The organism is Rhizobium sp. AG207R (genome assembly GCF_027109195.1).
Taxonomy (GTDB): Bacteria; Pseudomonadota; Alphaproteobacteria; order Rhizobiales; family Rhizobiaceae; genus Rhizobium; species Rhizobium dioscoreae.
In genome coordinates this window covers 1-16,317 of sequence record NZ_JAEPVT010000008.1, presented here as the reverse complement: position 1 = coordinate 16,317, position 16,317 = coordinate 1, and the positions used below count along the sequence as shown (strand labels likewise).

Below are 16,317 nucleotides of genomic sequence, written 5' to 3'. Positions count from 1 at the left end.
CAATGGTGCGCGATATCGTAGCCGGGATAGACTCATCCACCCAATCCTGCACCGTGGTTCTTCGGCGGCTGGAAGATGGCGCAGTGGTGGGCGAGGCTAGAAAGCCGCATCCCACGACGACGCCGCCGCGCAGCGAACAATCGCCACATTCCTGGTGGGATGCCCTTTGGGCCGCATTCGGTGAACTTTCCGAATTCCTGCCGCGCATCGCGGCGATCTCGTGCGGTAGCCAAGGGCATGGTCTCGTTATGCTGGGCGAGGATGGCCTTCCACTTCGCGATGCGAAGCTCTGGAACGACACCGAATCCGCACCCGACGCGATGCGTCTTCTTGAGCGTCTTCCTCCCAGGGAATGGGCGGCGAGGACCGGGTCGATCCCGGCCGCCGCCCTGACCGTGAGCAAGCTTGCCTGGACCGAGCGGATCTTTCCGGGAATGGTGGCAAAGGCAAAGCGCATCATGCTACCGTCGGATTATATCTTGTTTCGTCTGTCGGGACGGGTGGCGACCGAGCGCGGTATCTCTTCGGGTACAGGCTACTTCAATCCGTTCAAAGACAGCTGGGACTACAGCCTCGCCGAGCTCGCCGTTCCCGGCATCGACTGGCAGAGTGTTTTGCCCGATATCATCGGGTCCGCCGAGGTTTCCGGACCTGTCCAGCGCATCGAAGGACTTGAAATGCTGGAAGGCGCCGCCGTCGGTGCGGGCTCTGGCGACAACATGACGGCAGCGCTCGGCATGGGAATCCGCAAGGGCGACGTTGTCATATCGCTTGGTACCAGCGGTACGTATTATGGTCGCACCTCCGTTGGCATCAAGGACGACACAGGCTCCATAAACGGCTATGCCGACGCGGCCAACGCGTACCTGCCAATGATCACGACGCTCAATTCGGCCAAGGTCACGGATGCGTTTCGCCGCATCCTGCGTGCTAGCACCGGTGAGTTCGATGAACTGGCGCTCGCTACGGCCCCGGGGGCGCGCGGTCTCGTCCTGGTCCCGTACCTGGATGGCGAGCGCTGCCCGAACTTCCCCGACGCCACCGGGACCCTCAGTGGTCTGCGCAGCGATGTGGAACCGGGACAGATGGCGCGTGCCGCCATCGAAGGCGTTCTCTGCGGCCTGTTAGAGGGCGGTGATCTACTGGAGTCTCTCGGATTGGAGAGGAAAGGACGCCTCATCGTTACCGGCGGGGCATCGAAGTCCAAGGCCTATCGCCAAATCCTCGCAGACCTCACGGGCAAGCCCGTCTGGACATGCGATGTTGCGGAAGCCGCTGCCGCTGGTGCGGCTGTGCAAGCTGCAGCGGCCCTGTTGGGCCGCCCTACAGCTGATGTCGCAGAGGAGTGGCAGCCGCAATACAGGATCGTCGCCGAGCCGAACTTGAAGGCGTTCGATCAGGCTGCGGACGTTCGCGAGGCCTATAGAGCGGCCCAGCGTCACGCAACGCGGAGAGAAGGAAGATGAGCGATATGTCACAAATCCAACCTCAGGCCCGCCAGGGACACAGCGTCAAGGTTCCAGCCGAGGCGGGAATAGCCTTCGTGCTTCTCGTCGTCCTGATCGCCGGTGCGCTTGCGTCTCCGAACTTCCTGACGCTGTCGAACCTGTTCGTTCTGCTTCTAAACGGGGCGGTCATCGGCTTCCTGTGCCTCGGCCAGTCTTTCGTTCTGTTTACCGGCGGCATCGATCTGTCGTGCGGCTCGATCGTGGCGATGACCTGCGTGCTCGCCGCTGTCTTCATGGAGTATGTCGGATTGCCCTGGCCGGTCGCGGCCGTGCTGGTCCTAGCCGTTGGGGCGCTTGCCGGCGCGCTTAATGGCGTCATCATCGACAAGACCGGCGTGCCGCCGTTCATCGTCACTTTCGCGATGATGGGCGTTGCCGCCTCAATCCCGCAGATCATTACGGGTGCGGAATCCATCCGCGTGATGGATTTCGGCTATCGTTTCATTGGGCAGGCCAAGATTTCCGGGATCCCGTTTCCGGTTATCGCGCTCGCAATTGCCATAATCGTTGCAGCCATTTTCATCAAACGCACCGTTACGGGAACTCATATTTTCGCCGTCGGCGGCAATGCTGAAGCTGCACGACTTGCCGGCGTCAACACGTCTCGCATTACGATCCTTGTCTATGCGATTTCTGGCCTCTGCGGCGCATGCGGCGGCCTGATCTACGGCTCGCGCCTGATGACGGGCTATCCGACGGCAGGACGCGGCGACGAATTGTTCTTTTCGATCGCAGGTGCCGTTGTCGGCGGCGTCAGCCTCTTCGGCGGCATAGGCTCGATCTACGGTGCGATGATCGGCGCGACGCTGATCGCAACCATCTCGAACCTGATGAACGTGCTCAATGTCGATGCCTACTGGCAGCCGCTGGTTATCGGCGTGATTATCCTCGTCGGCGTCACTTTCGACACGATGCGCTCGTCCAGCCGGCTCTCCCTGCCATGGGCCAAGTTTCTGAAAAAGAAGTTCGCGGGCACAGCATAATTTTGCCTGCGCCTTCGGGCGCAGCGCCATTCCCGTATTTCATCATCCAAAAGGAGGAGACACGATGAAAAAGAACTGGAAGAATACCCTATTACTGGCCGCAGGCATCGGCCTTACCGCCCTTGCCTCGACTGCTCACGCCGCGGACAAGAAGGTGTTGGGCGTCGCCCTGCCCAACCTTACAAACCCTTATTACGTCGCGATGAAGAAGAGTTTCGAGCAGAACGCTGCCGCACAGGGCTTCGACATCCGCGTGCTGATCGCCGACAATGATGATGCAAAGCAGCTCTCGCAGGTGCAGTCGCTCATCCAGCAGGGCGTCTCAGCCGTGGCCCTCAATTGCGTTTCCTCGGGTCCCTGCGTGGCGTCTGTTTCCGAACTGAACCAGGCGAAGATCCCGGTGTTCACTATCAACCTCCTGCCCGATCCTGCCGGCCTCAAGGCTGAAAATCTCAAGGTCGAGCAAGCTGTTCAGACGGACCAGAAGGCTGGAGGCGTCTATATCGGCAAGCAGTTGCTCAAGGATATTGGTGCCGATGGCAAGGCCGTTGTCGGCATTGTCGGTGAACCGACATCGGTTGCTGCAAATGCGCGTGACGACGGTTTCAAGGAAGCGGTTGCCTCGAACCCCAACGTCAAGTTCGTCGCTCTCGTCAACGGCAAGGTCGAGGAAACGACCTCGCTGAAAGTCACAACCGAAATGCTCCAGGGCCATCCGGACATCACGGTCGTTTATTCCGACACCGAGCCGTCTGCCCTTGGCGCGCTGGCTGCGATCCAGCAACTCGGCCGCAATGATGTGAAGCTCTATGCCTTCGTCGACAAGCTCGGCGTCAAGAACATTGAAGACAACTCCATCCTCAAGGCCGGCGCGATCCAGGAGCCAGCGAAACTTGCGCAGATCCAGGTCGAGAACATCAAGAAGTTCTTCGGCGGACGGAAGCTGGAGCCGGTGATCGACAATCCACCGCTTCTCGTCAATAAAGACAACGCTGCTGATACGGCCGACAAGGCATACTGATATCAAGCCGACGCGCGGCGGCTCAGCCGCGCGTCCCTACCACGTGGAGAGTTTGTCATCATGCAGGACAAGGCGGGCTACAAGGCCACGGGCATAACTAAGGCATTCGCCGGGGTAGGGGTGCTGCACGGCATCGATTTCGAGGTGCGCCCCGGCACGATCCATGGTCTTTTCGGCCATAATGGTGCTGGCAAGTCGACCCTTCTGAAGATACTCGCCGGCGCGCAGCCGCAAGACAATGGCCAGCTGTCGGTCGATGGCGAAGCGATTTCGCTGACCTCACCGAGAGAGGCTCTCGGCAAGGGCATCGGCTGTGTCTACCAGGAACTGCGCCTCATCCCGAACCTGACGGTTGCCGAAAACCTGTTCCTCGGCCGCGAAATCAGGCTGCACGGTGTCAGGCAGATCGCGGCCATGGACAACTATACGAAGAAGCTGCTGGAGAGCTATGGCCTCTCGATCGACGTGACGCGAAAGGTGGGCGGCCTCTCGCACCCGGAAAAGCAGCTGATCGAAGTCATTGCCAACCTAGAAGGCAAGGTGCGTTATCTCTTCCTCGACGAGCCGACCACAGCACTCGACGGAAAGCAGTCCGCCGACATGCTCGCGCACGTTCGCCGCATCGCGCTGGAGCGGAATATCGGTGTCGTACTCGTTTCCCACAAACTCGATGAAGTTCTGACTGTCTGCGACGAAGCGACGGTTCTGTCCAGCGGTCGCGTGGTTCATCATTCTTCCGGCGCCGATGCCAGCAAGCAGGCCATTGTCGATGCGATCGTCGGTGATGCGCATGGCCATCGCTCGGAAGCGCACCGGGAAGTTCGCACCACTGGCGACGTGTTCCTCAAGGTCAGCGGCCTGGCAGGACAGCGCCTCAAAGGCGCGGACATCATCGCCAGGAAGGGCGAAGTCCTCGGACTGTACGGGCTCGTCGGCTCCGGCCGCACGCGATTCTTGCGGACGCTCTATGGTCTGGAGGGAGTAACCTCCGGAACCGTCGAACTTGGCGGCCGCTCCTACCGCCCGAGCAACGCCAAAACGGCCATCGAAAGCGGTATCGCGTTTCTGACGGAAGAGCGCAAGGTGGACGGATTTATTCCGCTCATGTCGTCTTACCAGAACGTGGTGCTGTCGACGCTTCGGAACTACCGCAAGGGCGGCTTCGTCGATCTGGCTGCGGCAAAGGCTTCGGCACAAAAGACGCTGTCGTCGATTGGCACTCGCGGCAGGCTCGACAATCCCACGAAATCGCTATCGGGCGGCAACCAGCAGAAAGTTCTTCTCGGACGCATCATCGAGCAGAATGCCGATCTGATCCTTCTCGATGAGCCCACCAAAGGCGTCGATATTGGGGCAAAGTCCGATATCTACGATATCATCCAGCGTCTGGCCGACGAGGGGCGGTGCATCATCGTCGTCTCGAGCGAGGAAGAGGAACTGATGGAGGTCTGCGACACGATCACGATCTTCCAGCACGGCTACTGCACAACGGAGAGCAAGCCTGTGGCCGAGTGGTCGCTTGCCAAGTTGCGCGAAGCCGCATGGGCCGCTGCCGTATGACGCTTCTTTCCGCATCTCTCTATGCCGCCGATCCGTTCCGCCTCGCGGAGGAGATCGATGCGGTTACCGGAAGCGTCGAATCCTTCCATCTCGACGTCATGGATGGCCGGTTTGCCCCCGAATATGGCTTGACGACGCGTCTTGTTCGTGAGCTTCGGGAATTGACATCGTTGCCGCTGGACGTTCACCTGATGGTCGACAATCCGGCCGCTTCTGCCGTCATGTTCGCAGAGATGAGGATCCGCTCGATTGCAATTCATGTCGAGTCCGACGTCGAGTTCGCACAGACGGCCAACATCGTCAGAAGCCATGGCGTGAAGGTCTACGCGGCATTGCGGCACACGACTTCCACAATGGTCCTGGATTCGATGCTCGATCATATCGACGGGTGCCTCTTACTGACGGCGCCAGCGGGCGGTGGATCCTTTGATGTCAATGCGTTCGAGCGGCTCGCAACCCGTCCGCGGTCGCTTTACACGGTCGTCGATGGAAAAATCGGACCGGAACACTTCGGCAGGCTCAAAAGCCTCGACGTCAGTCTCGCGGTCGTCGGGGCAGCGATGTTCTCTGCTGGCCCTACAGCCCCGCGTTCCAGGGAGCTCCTCGCATCTCTGGAAAGAGCCGCCTCGGTTCGATAAGCGCCTGCTCTTCCGTCGATACCGCTCGGTGTATAGCCGTCCGGTGGAAATCTATATCGGAAGGGCTCTGGCCGCCCTTCCATGAAGAGTGCCGTCATCGCTATTCGAGATTTGCGTGACGGTTGGCCATGGTCTCCTCCTGCATCCCCATCTTGTCCTTGAGGATGGAGACGATCGCTTCGCATGCGATGAAAACCGACTGCTCGAACAGGCTTCGCATCGGCTGCAGGGAGCGTGTCTCGTCCTTGTTCACAAGTCCTGTAGGCGCAGAGACGCGAATGATGCAATCCGCTTCCAGGGAGCTGGGATCCGCGTTGGATGCGGTGAACATGACGACGTGGGCTCCCGCCGCGCGCGCGGTCTTCAGAACCGAGTTGACACTGCCGGACTTGCCGGACCCGGAGGCGGCCACAATCAGGTCGCCCCGACCCGCAGGAGGACACGGCAAGCCCCCCGCCATGTAGGCGCTGCGACCGAGGTGGTTCAGCCGCATACAGAATGTGCTGAGGAGAATCCCGGATCGTCCTGCGCCAACGCAGAAAATCTGGCGAGCTTTCACAAGCTCGTCGATCAAAACCTCCACGTCGCGAGACAGTACCGTATCGAGCGTCGCGCCGATCTCCTGCAAAATTGCCGTTCGTGTCCGGGCGAACAAGTCCTGTATCATGGGTTATTCCGATAGTTAGAGCATTATTTAAGCGAGCAGTCCCGCGACTTCATCGATCTTGTCCGGCGCGGCGAAAAACGAGCGGCCGACAACGACGACGTCGGCCCCGGCCTTGATAACCGAGCGTGCATTCGTTCGAGCAATGCCGCCGTCGATGGCTATGCGAAAGCGGTGTCCACCCTCGGCCCTGCGGCGGGCGAGAGCGGCGATGCGTTTGGGGCTGCTGTCGAGGAAGTCCTCATTAGCGAATCCCGGGTTCACGCTCATCACCAGTACTTGGTCCACCTCCGGAAGCATTTCCTCGATCGCCGCGATAGGTGTCGATGGCACAAGGGCGATCCCGACCTCGCGACCACTCTTCCTGATCTGCTTGGCCAGCCGATGGGCGTGGGTGCAGGCTTCGATATGGAATGTAATGCAGTCAGCACCGCCCTCGGAGAGGACGTCGACATAGTTCTGAGGGTTTTGCGTCATCAGGTGAATGTCGAGAAACAGATTTGTCTTGGGACGGATGTCTCTGACCACCTGCGGGCTGAAACCCAGACTTGGAACGAAATGGCCGTCCATGATGTCGATATGGATCCACGAGGCGCCCGACTTCTCGATATCGGATAGCCCGGCCCTGGTGTCGGAGAGGTCGGCTCCCAGGAGCGACGGTGCAATGATGGTCGTGGGCTGCTGGATCATGGTCGCCAAATCCCTGTTGCCGTTCCGGCAGGAGAAGGAGATTCCTGCCGGAACAAGGAGACGTCTCAACTCAAATCATGTTGATGATGGTCTTGATGACGCCAGGAGGGGCGGAGGCGGCGAAATCAAAGGCTTCGACGCTCTGTTCGAAATCGTAGTGGGCGTGGATCAGCGGCTTCACGTCAATCTGACCGGACGCGATGAAGTTGATCGCCCGCTGATAGTCGTTCGCGTAGCGGAAGATCGAGTACAGGATAATCTCCTTGACCTGCAGCGCGACGATGTCGATGGGGACGGCAGCCTGGGGCATGCCAATCAGAACCATCTTGCCGCCGGGCGCAATGTATTCGGCCGCCGACGAGATTGCCTTGGGAGAGCCGCTGGCTTCAAAGAGGATGTCTGCGCCGTAGGGATATTTCTCGTGGACGAACGTCTTGAGATCGCCGTCGCCGACGTTGAACGTCGTGATCCGGTCGCCATAAGCTTTGTCAACAAGATCGAGCTTGGCCTGGACAACGTCGGTGATGATGACCTGGCTGCAGCCCGATGCGAGCGCGGCAAGCGCGATGATGACGCCGATCGGGCCTGCGCCGGTGACGATGGCGGTGTCGCCGGGGACAACCCCGACCTTGCGCGCCACATGCACGCCAAGGGTCAGCGGCTCAACCATGACCGCCTCGTCATAGGTCATGTGGTCCGGGATCTTGAAGGTCAGGTTTGCGGGATGCACGACCGTGTCACACAGGCAGCCATGGACCGGCGGCGTCGCCCAGAACCTGACTGAAGGGTCGATGTTGTACATGCCGAGCATGGATTCGCGGCTGAGCCAGTTCGGGATGCCAGGTTCCATGCAGACCCGGTCACCAGCCTTGAGATGGGTGACGTTCTTGCCGACCTCGGAGATGATGCCGCTGGCTTCGTGACCGAGGATCATTGGCTCGCGGACAACGAAGTCGCCGATCTTGCCGTGCTTGTAGTAGTGGACGTCGCTGCCGCAGATACCGACGGCGGCGATCTTGATCTTCACGTCGTCGGGGCCGACGGTTTCGTTTACTTTGATGTCCCGGATCTGAATCCGATCCTTCTCTTCAAGTACAAGCGCTCTCATAATCCGGAATCTCCTGTCGTTCGTCGGTTCGATGGCCTACGCCCGTTGGGGCGTAGGGCCCGGTCTTGGTTTATTGGATGTTGCCGAGCTTCTTCTGGAGCTCGACGTATTTATCGACATCGTCCTTGTCGATCAGCTCGGCTTCGATTTTCTGGTTAGTATCGGCCTTGACGCCGGTAACCATGTCGTGGGCGAGTTTGATCGTTTTTTCAGCCAGCGCATGGGCGTTCTGAAGCGTGGTAGACGTCATCTTGCCATCCTTGATGAGCAGGACCGCTTCGGCCGTGCCATCGACGCCGTAGGCAAGTGGGTACTTCGTGGCTCCCGAACCCTTGACAGCTTCGAGCGCGCCGGCAGCCATGTTGTCATTCATAGAAATGATGGCGTCGATCTGGCCGTGGGACTGGATCCAGTCCTCCATAAGGCGCATGCCTTCGTCCTTGTTCCAGTTGGCGATCTGCTCATCGAGGATCTTGACATCAGGACGCTTGTCGAAGAACTCCTTCTGCCAGGCTTCGCGGCGGCCCATCGAATGCGGATTGCCTGCCGGACCGTCAAGGATGACGACCCTGGCGTTCTGCGGAACCTGCTTCAGCGCAAGCTTGGCGTTTTCAGCACCCTGCTGGTATGGGTTGGCGTCGACCGACGGAATGGAGTCATCGGAGAAGCGCGGGTTCGTAGCGATCACCTTCATGCCCTGCGCCATCGCCTGCTTCACCGGATCAATCTGCACCGCTGGGTCGAAGGGCTGAACAATCGTCAGGTCGAACTTGTTCTGCACTGCATTTTCGATGTGAGTCTGCATCAGGTCGTTCTGGCTTTGGCCGTCGAAGACGGTGAGCGACAAGTCCGGATACTTCTTCGCTTCCGACTGCATTTCGTTTGCCAGCCATGCCGCAAAGGAGTCGCTTTGGGCCCGGGCTATGTAGGCGATGCGGTATTTGGCGTCCGCCGCGTTCGCGCCGGTCATCGGCAATGCGATGACCGATGTCAGGATTGCCGCGGTGGCGATAAGCGTCTTGAATCCAACTTTCATTTCAAAAACCTCCCGTTTGAGTAGTTGGGTTGACTGCCTGCGTAGGAATTAGAAGTGCGATATGTGGACGACCTCCGTGCGCTAGAGCTTCTGGTCCGCCGGCGCTTCGGCCGTGGAAAGGGGGGAAGAATTCGAAGGAACCTCCTTCTTCTCGTCTAGAGAACCGAGGATCTTCAGGGTGCGGCGGTTCTTGGAGGCGATGTCGTAGGCAACAGCGAGGACGATGATGCCGCCCTTGATGACCTGCTGCATGTAAGATTGGATGCCGAGCAGGTTCATGATGTTGCTGAGGAAGCCCATGATGAAGGCGCCTGCAAGCGTGCCGACGGCACTGCCGACACCGCCGGAGAAGCTGGTGCCGCCGATGATGGCTGCCGTCATTGCGTCGAACTCGAAACCGATCCCCGCGTTCGGAAGGCCTGCATTGACGCGCGACATGTAGAGGACACCGGCGATGCCGACGAAGACGCCGTTGATCAAGTATGCCTTGATCTTGATGTTGTTGACTTCGACGCCGGAGGCGCGAGCCGCCTCCTGGTTGCCGCCGATCGCGAAGATATAGCGCCCGAGGCGAGAGTGGTTGAGCAGGTACCAGGTGAAGGCCGTCACGCTGAGCAGGAAAATGACAGGCGTCGGAACACCGAGGAGGGTGCCTTGTCCCCAGACAATGAAGTCGCTCAGCTGGTAGATATTCTGCCCGCCCGTCAGCATGAGCGCTGCGCCGCGGGCTGACGTCATCATCGCAAGCGTGGCAATGAAGGGCGGAGTGCGGAATTTTGTAACGATATATCCGTTGACCGCGTTGCACGCGACGCCGACCGCTATGCCGACGAACAGCGCGATGATCGGACTGCCAACGGCCTTGAACGCTATGACGGCCAGAAGCCCAGAAAGCGCGAGGACCGAACCAGCGGAAAGGTCAATGAGGCCGCAGATGATCAGCAGCGTCTGGCCGAATGCCAGGATCGTGGTAATCGAAATCTGCCGAGAGATGTTCGAGAAGTTCGCGGCCGAGAAGAAAACCGGACTCAGGAACGAGCTGATCACGATCATCACGAGCAAGATGATGTAGATGCTGTATCTGTTGGTCGCCGTGGACCAATACGACCTCATTGTGTTGACCTGGTTTGCCATTGCACACTCCATAGTTGGCCATGCGCCCGGAAGGCGGTTCCGGGTCGCAGACCTCTTGCTGTTCGATGTTTTCGGAGAAACCGACCGTTGGGTCAGCGCTCGTTCATGCGATTTCGGCCATAGTCGCGTATTTCATGATGCGCTCTTGGGTGAACAGCTCATGGGGCAGTTCGCCGGTAATATGCCCGTCCGCCATGACGTAGACGCGATCGCACACGCCGATGATCTCAGGTAGTTCGGATGAGATCATGATCACGGCCTTTCCTTCTGCCGCGAGCTCCATCATAATCTTGTAGATTTCGTATTTCGCACCGACGTCGATGCCCCGCGTGGGTTCATCTAGGATCAGGATGTCGGGCTCGCGCAGCATCCACTTTGCAAAGACCACCTTCTGCTGGTTGCCACCACTCAGTGCGTCGATGGACGTCTCCAGCGTCGGTGCTTTCACTCGCATGCGGCCGCAGACCGAAGAAATGAGCTCGCGCTCCTTCCTGGCATTCCTGAAGCCCCCTTTGATAAATTTCTCAAGGCTCGAAAGTCCCGCGTTCTCCTTGATGTCCCGGTACTGGATGATGCCGTAACGCTTTCGATCTTCCGAAAGCATCGCTATCTTATGGGCGATCGCGTCTTTCACGCTCGAAATCTTCACTTCCTTGCCGCGGATGCGGATCGTTCCGGCGAGATAGGGGGCGAGGCCGAAGATCGCTCGCATCACTTCCGTCCGCCCGGCGCCCATGAGGCCCGAGAAACCAAGGATTTCGCCAGCTTTGAGGTTGAAGGTGATGTTGTGGAAGCGGTCGCCGTCCGACAGCCCTTCCACTGACAGGATCGTTTCGCCGACTGCCTTCTGCGGTCGCGGCGGATAGACGTTGTCCAGAACTCGGCCGACCATGAGCTGGATAATGGTCTCGATGTTGAGCTGGCTGGCGGGGCGGGTATCAACCCAGGCACCGTCGCGAATGACAGTGATGTCGTCGGCGATACGGAACAGCTCGTCGAAGCGGTGGGAGATGTAGACGATCCCGACACCCTTGCTCCTCAGCTGGTCGATCTTGCGGAAGAGAACGTCGACTTCCTTCGTGGTGATCGCTGAAGTGGGCTCGTCCATGATCAGGATACTTGCGTCCTGGGAAACCGCCTTCATGATTTCCAGCATCTGTATGTCGGAGACGGACAGGTCCTTGAGCTTCGTCTCCGGGCGATAGGGCAGGTTCTCCTGCTTCAGCAATGTAATGGTGCGTTTGCGGATCTCCTTCCAGTCGATGCCACCGAACCGGTTGAGTGGCTCCTGGCCCAGGAACAGGGATTCTTCGACTGTCATTTCCGGAATGTAGTTCAGCTCCTGCGAGATCATGTAGATCTTGTAGGTCTTCGCGACGGTGGGATTTGAGATGACGACTTCCTGGCCTTCGAAGAGGATCGAGCCGGAATCGGGCTGGTAGATGCCGTTGATGATCTTCATCAGCGTGGACTTGCCGGCGCCGTTCTCGCCGCAGATGACGTGCACTGAACCGCGCCTGACGGAGAAGCTCATATTCTTGAGGGCATGAACGCCGGGAAACGATTTCTCGATCCTGCGCAATTCCAGCAACGGGGCGTCGTTCATCGCTGTTACTCCTCCAGAATTGCGGGCCTCCACCCGACAAAAAGCCAAATTCATTTTGGCCGTGACAGGATGGATAGCATTCGTCTACTTGTCAGTCAAGAGAGCAGATGTACGCTCATTTGAGCGATTTGAAATTAACAAGGAACCTAGAATATAGATTTTGGATTTCGGAATGTCGTTTCCTATGACCAATATTACGCTCATTTGAGCACCCTAAATTGGTCCGACGACATGGCAGGTGTCAACCATCGCTGGCACGGCTGTCGCAGACTGCAGGCCGCTGACCAGGCAGAGCATTACAATCTCGGAAAAGGTTGTGCAGCGATTGATGAAACTGGAGCGTTGATCGTTGCTAGACCACGGCGACGGCGTTTTGGCCTGCACTTGGGAGAAATCAATCCTTCGCCTAAGAACCTGATCAACCGCAACTTCCATGCAAAAGCACCGAACGAGAAATGGCACACGGAGATCGCGGAGTCCCAGATCCCAGCCGGCAGGAAAAAGTGGCCGACCAATGCTCAGACTAGTGGCGTACAGAACCGCCGGTTCCATAAATCCGACTATGCCGGATCGGATGCCTAAGTCATTGATAATGTGGGATGCGACACGAGAATAGCGGTTCGATTACCATCAAGAGCTTCAGGCTACACGATGTGTATCGGGCCATTGGACCAGAGCATTGCACAAGCTTCCTAACCATCAGCGCTTGAATATAAGAAAAGCCGCTTGTCGGCGAGTTTCCAGCCGCGCCGCCAAAAATGCCAGCGTCACCTTCGAACTTGCTAGACTTGCGGCAGCGATGACTGCAGCGCCGATATTGCGGCTCATTGCACCACCGAATTCATTACCGCGTTAGTGCTCGTTGACTTTAGTCGAGGAAGCGAGGTCGGCACGCAGGAAGCGGCTTCAGAATTTTTTGCCCGTTTGCTCTCGATAAGATCGTCGTGAAGTGTGAGTTGGCAGAATATACCACTCGATTGGCGTCTTCTGACACTGCAACTCCTGTAGCCAAACATTACCCTTTCCGCGACATCGGAGGATTATCGATCGGCGTTGGATTGCTCGACCGCCACCGAGACTTTGTAGGAAAGGCTGGAAGCGGTGACAGCTTGGTAAGTGGACACTTATTGAATTGGCCGCTGGTTCCACCGCATTCACAGGAGACGAGATGCAGAGCGACAGCTTGGTGTTCTTTCGGGCTTGGGTAGCCCGGCCATTCCAGATTGCCGCGATTCTACCTTCCGGCCGCGCGCTCGCTGAGATCATCACTCGGGAGATTACGCCGCAAACCGGGCACGTCATCGAGCTCGGGCCAGGCACAGGCGTATTCACAAGCAAGATGCTCGAACATGGTGTAAGGCCTGAAGACATGACCTTGGTCGAATACAGTCAGGAATTTGCCGAGCGGCTCAAGCGGCGCTACCCAACTGCCCGCGTGCTTTCGATGGATGCAGCCCGCCTAAAACATCTCGAATTTCCATCAGACAAGTCGGTAGGTGCCGTCGTCAGTGGTATCCCGCTGCTGACCATGCCGGCCCGCAAAGTCGTAGATATCCTCGAAGGTGCTTTCTACCACATGCGGTCGGGCAGCGCGTTCTACCAGTTCACTTACACGAGCAAATGTCCAGTGCCTCAGCGGATTCTCGACAAACTCAACCTCAGGGCAACGTTGGTGGGCCGTACCCTCCTCAATCTGCCGCCAGCCGCGGTCTATCGGATTACTGCTCGCTGAGGCGGACAGAATTGCATTGGCGGATTGTGCAGCGCGATTGGCGTATTCTGTCACTGCAGAATTGTCTCCCTGCCAATAGCCTTGCTTGCGTTCGGGGATAGCAATCATACCGGACCTGTCGCCAGGCTCATGCAAATTGGCCTGCAACGCAGTTGCGCGAGAGTGAGAGCGCGGATCGTTACGGCCCGTGGCCCTTCATTCGCGGATTGCGTCAATATTGGTTTATTCAGGAGGTTTCACTTTATGGACATGTCAAAAGTTTCAAGGCGATCTGCCGTTTTCCTGGCATTGGCAGCGGTCGGACTGGCTGCTGTACCGGCAGCTTATGCGCAACAGACCTCGCCAACCGACGCCATCGTCGGCGTGTGGCAGGCGGACGATGGCAGCGTGAAGCTCGATATGTTCAAGGCGGGAACGGAATTCCGCGCACGGTTGCTTTACGGCAATCAATTGGTGGAGGCTGACAACGTCACCTTCAAGAAAGATACGAAAAATCCCGATCCTGCCCTGCGCTCCCGGTCGATGAAGAATGTCGTGTTCATCACTGGTTTGAAATGGAATGCGGGGAGTTGGACGGGTGGCTCACTCTACGACGGCTCTTCGGGCCGCACGTATAACTGTCAGATCACGATGCAGGGCGGTAAAATGAACCTGAGGGGCTATATCGGCATTTCCGCACTCGGCCAGACCAGGACTTTCCATCGGGTCGACGCATAGCCCGCAATCATTGATTACCTGGACAAGCCACCATCTTTCGCCAACCGATACACCCCCGCGTCGGTCTTGGTCAGGTGGCTTGGCGTCGGGCGGGTGCGGCATGAGGCTGTGCTCGCCCGATTTGTCCCGTAGCGATTAGGGAGACCGTTGGCCATGAACAGCCTGCCCCTGAACTGGTTGCTTGATTTCGGGCTGAGTGGTGTCGCAGCAATAAGCCTGCTCGAAAAATTCCTTCCCGTGTTGCCATCATACATCCTGTTTGTCTCTATTGGTCTGGCAACGGTCGACAATGCGCTCGATCTGTTTCGCACGGTTCTGGTGGCCAGTCTCGGTTCCACCTTAGGGGCCGCAGCCTGGTATTCCATCGGCCATATTCTTGGTGGCTCGCGCTGTGAGGATATTATTGGCCGCTACGGCAGATTTGTCTTTCTGAGACCTGAGCTCTATCGGCGGCTGGCCGCCGCCTACCGGAGGAACCATTTTTGGGTAACAGTCATTGGTCAGACTATACCGACCGTGCGCATATATCTGGCCCTGCCGGCGGGTATCCTAGGATTGCCCATGGGGTCGCTCCTGCTGGCAACATTGATTGGGACGCTGGCTTGGAACACACCTCTCATTGCCATTGGTTATCTGCTGCGCGACAGCGGCTGGGATCCGCTCGCCGCAGGTATTGCCGTCGGTCTATCGATGATGGGTCTTGAGCTGCTGATGGTTTTCATTATCACCTATGCGCGTCGCCGTGCTCCCAGGAAATAGCCTTGCTGAAATGTCGCCGACATCAATTGGCGTAATCCGCAACAGTGATGGCATCTTCCGCCAATGATCTGCCGCCAGCGAGCTTCTATCTGTAATCTTGCGAACAGAGAGGCAGATATGAGCAATACACGCAAGAAAACAGCGCTCGTGACCGGCGCATCCTCCGGCATGGGCAAGGAAATCGCCAAAGGCCTCATCAGCGATGGCTTCAGGGTCTATGTAGCGGCGCGCAGCGTCGACAAGATGCTGGATCTTGAACGCCTTGGAGCACGTGCCCTGCAGATGGACGTGTCCGACGACGACGAGATCAAGGCGGCCGTGGGAATCATTCTCGCCGAAAGCGGCGGCGTTGATGTCCTTGTCAACAATGCAGGCTTCGGACTGTATGGACCCGTCGAAGACATCGCCATGGACGAGGCGAGATATCAGTTCGAAGTCAATGTCTTCGGCCCGGCTCGCCTGACTCAGCTTCTCTTGCCCGCGATGCGCCAGAGGGGTTCAGGCACCATCGTCAACATCACCTCGATGGGTGGCAAGATCTATACGTTGCTCGGCGCGTGGTACCATGCCACCAAGCATGCGCTCGAGGGTTGGTCGGATAGCTTGCGGCTGGAACTGGCCCCGTTCGGCATCGATGTCGTTGTCATCGAACCAGGCTTGATCGAGACAGGATTTGGCGACGTGGTCGCCGACGGTCTTGTGAAACGCTCCGGGGCAGGTCCCTATGCCAAGGTCTCGCAAGCCGTCGCCAAGATCACGAGGGCGACCTATGGCCATGGGCGCGGTACGGATCCGAAGGTGATCGCTGATGTCGTCTCGGCTGCCGTCCATGCGAGAAGGCCGCGGACGCGCTATATCGCAGGCAAATATGCCAAGCCGATGATTGCGATCCGTAAATGGCTCGGTGATCGGATGTTTGATCGCATCATCATGAGCCAGATGCGCTAACATTTCCGCAGGCGGATGACAGACGAGCGTACTTCTGCGAGATCGGGCTTAGAGGGTCGACTGAGATGAGTGTGATGCCAGCAGATAAATGCAAGGTGCCGCAGGCCTTCTGGCGTGCGGTCGAGCGGATCGGCTTGCCACCGTCTGCGGTTCTGCGTCAGGCCCGTTTGCCCGCCACCTTGCATCTGGGCGAGAATGGCATGGTGACGACCT

The 16,317-nt window shown here is 58.3% G+C and carries 16 protein-coding genes and 1 pseudogene; 10 read left to right on the top strand and 7 right to left on the bottom strand.

Annotation, left to right across the window (positions count from 1 at the left end; translation table 11 throughout):
- The first annotated feature begins 2 nt into the window (after positions 1 to 2).
- The 5 genes from JJQ51_RS19620 (at position 3) to JJQ51_RS19600 (ending at position 5,710) form a co-directional block, all read left to right on the top strand.
- Positions 3 to 1,466, top strand: coding sequence for a xylulokinase (locus tag JJQ51_RS19620; RefSeq protein WP_269245147.1), 1,464 nt, complete (start codon positions 3 to 5; stop codon positions 1,464 to 1,466).
- Positions 1,463 to 2,491, top strand: a complete 1,029-nt coding sequence (locus JJQ51_RS19615) for an ABC transporter permease (protein ID WP_269245146.1) — start codon at positions 1,463 to 1,465, stop codon at positions 2,489 to 2,491. The genes JJQ51_RS19620 and JJQ51_RS19615 overlap by 4 nt, the downstream gene beginning before the upstream one ends.
- 64 nt (positions 2,492 to 2,555) lie before the next feature.
- Positions 2,556 to 3,512: a substrate-binding domain-containing protein gene (locus JJQ51_RS19610; protein ID WP_269245145.1), complete on the top strand. Its 957-nt coding sequence runs from the start codon at positions 2,556 to 2,558 to the stop codon at positions 3,510 to 3,512.
- 60 nt (positions 3,513 to 3,572) lie between these two features.
- On the top strand, positions 3,573 to 5,072 hold the full coding sequence (locus JJQ51_RS19605) for a sugar ABC transporter ATP-binding protein (protein ID WP_269245144.1): 1,500 nt from the start codon (positions 3,573 to 3,575) through the stop codon (positions 5,070 to 5,072).
- Positions 5,069 to 5,710, top strand: coding sequence for a hypothetical protein (locus tag JJQ51_RS19600; protein WP_269245143.1), 642 nt, complete (start codon positions 5,069 to 5,071; stop codon positions 5,708 to 5,710). Before JJQ51_RS19605 ends, JJQ51_RS19600 begins: the two co-directional genes overlap by 4 nt.
- Before the next feature lie 100 nt (positions 5,711 to 5,810).
- Here the strand turns inward: JJQ51_RS19600 and JJQ51_RS19595 are convergent, their stop codons facing one another.
- The 6 genes from JJQ51_RS19595 to JJQ51_RS19570 all read right to left on the bottom strand — a co-directional run bounded on the left by JJQ51_RS19595 (position 5,811) and on the right by JJQ51_RS19570 (position 11,948).
- A complete protein-coding gene (locus JJQ51_RS19595; RefSeq protein WP_269245142.1) occupies positions 5,811 to 6,377 on the bottom strand; it encodes an SIS domain-containing protein in 567 nt (188 codons plus the stop codon).
- Between the two features lie 27 nt (positions 6,378 to 6,404).
- Positions 6,405 to 7,064, bottom strand: a complete 660-nt coding sequence (rpe, locus tag JJQ51_RS19590; protein ID WP_269245141.1) for a ribulose-phosphate 3-epimerase — start codon at positions 7,062 to 7,064, stop codon at positions 6,405 to 6,407.
- Positions 7,065 to 7,134: 70 nt separating this feature from the next.
- The gene (locus JJQ51_RS19585; protein ID WP_269245304.1) at positions 7,135 to 8,175 is read right to left on the bottom strand and encodes an NAD(P)-dependent alcohol dehydrogenase; all 1,041 of its coding nucleotides are present in this window, start codon (positions 8,173 to 8,175) and stop codon (positions 7,135 to 7,137) included.
- Between the two features lie 67 nt (positions 8,176 to 8,242).
- Complete coding sequence (locus JJQ51_RS19580) at positions 8,243 to 9,208, bottom strand: sugar ABC transporter substrate-binding protein (protein WP_269245140.1); 966 nt, start codon at positions 9,206 to 9,208, stop codon at positions 8,243 to 8,245.
- Positions 9,209 to 9,289: 81 nt separating this feature from the next.
- On the bottom strand, positions 9,290 to 10,321 hold the full coding sequence (locus JJQ51_RS19575) for an ABC transporter permease (protein WP_269245139.1): 1,032 nt from the start codon (positions 10,319 to 10,321) through the stop codon (positions 9,290 to 9,292).
- A 124-nt stretch (positions 10,322 to 10,445) separates the two neighbouring features.
- The gene (locus JJQ51_RS19570; protein WP_269245138.1) at positions 10,446 to 11,948 is read right to left on the bottom strand and encodes a sugar ABC transporter ATP-binding protein; all 1,503 of its coding nucleotides are present in this window, start codon (positions 11,946 to 11,948) and stop codon (positions 10,446 to 10,448) included.
- Positions 11,949 to 12,197: 249 nt separating this feature from the next.
- Between JJQ51_RS19570 and JJQ51_RS19565 the strand changes: the two are divergent.
- A pseudogene (locus JJQ51_RS19565) lies at positions 12,198 to 12,446 on the top strand (IS3 family transposase); the annotation flags it as partial.
- A 201-nt stretch (positions 12,447 to 12,647) separates the two neighbouring features.
- Here JJQ51_RS19565 and JJQ51_RS19560 read toward each other — a convergent pair.
- Entirely contained in the window at positions 12,648 to 12,776 is a 129-nt protein-coding gene (locus JJQ51_RS19560) for a hypothetical protein (protein WP_267904025.1), read from the bottom strand.
- 340 nt (positions 12,777 to 13,116) lie between these two features.
- On the opposite strand from JJQ51_RS19560, the gene JJQ51_RS19555 reads away from it, so the two are divergent.
- The 4 genes from JJQ51_RS19555 to JJQ51_RS19540 all read left to right on the top strand — a co-directional run bounded on the left by JJQ51_RS19555 (position 13,117) and on the right by JJQ51_RS19540 (position 16,104).
- A complete protein-coding gene (locus JJQ51_RS19555) occupies positions 13,117 to 13,680 on the top strand; it encodes a class I SAM-dependent methyltransferase (RefSeq protein ID WP_152096524.1) in 564 nt (187 codons plus the stop codon).
- A 243-nt stretch (positions 13,681 to 13,923) separates the two neighbouring features.
- A complete protein-coding gene (locus JJQ51_RS19550) occupies positions 13,924 to 14,397 on the top strand; it encodes a DUF2147 domain-containing protein (protein WP_152096525.1) in 474 nt (157 codons plus the stop codon).
- A 153-nt stretch (positions 14,398 to 14,550) separates the two neighbouring features.
- Positions 14,551 to 15,156 (top strand): DedA family protein, encoded by a 606-nt coding sequence (locus JJQ51_RS19545; protein WP_269245137.1) that lies wholly within the window; start codon positions 14,551 to 14,553, stop codon positions 15,154 to 15,156.
- Between the two features lie 117 nt (positions 15,157 to 15,273).
- Positions 15,274 to 16,104 (top strand): oxidoreductase, encoded by an 831-nt coding sequence (locus JJQ51_RS19540; RefSeq protein ID WP_152096527.1) that lies wholly within the window; start codon positions 15,274 to 15,276, stop codon positions 16,102 to 16,104.
- The last annotated feature ends 213 nt before the right edge of the window (positions 16,105 to 16,317 follow it).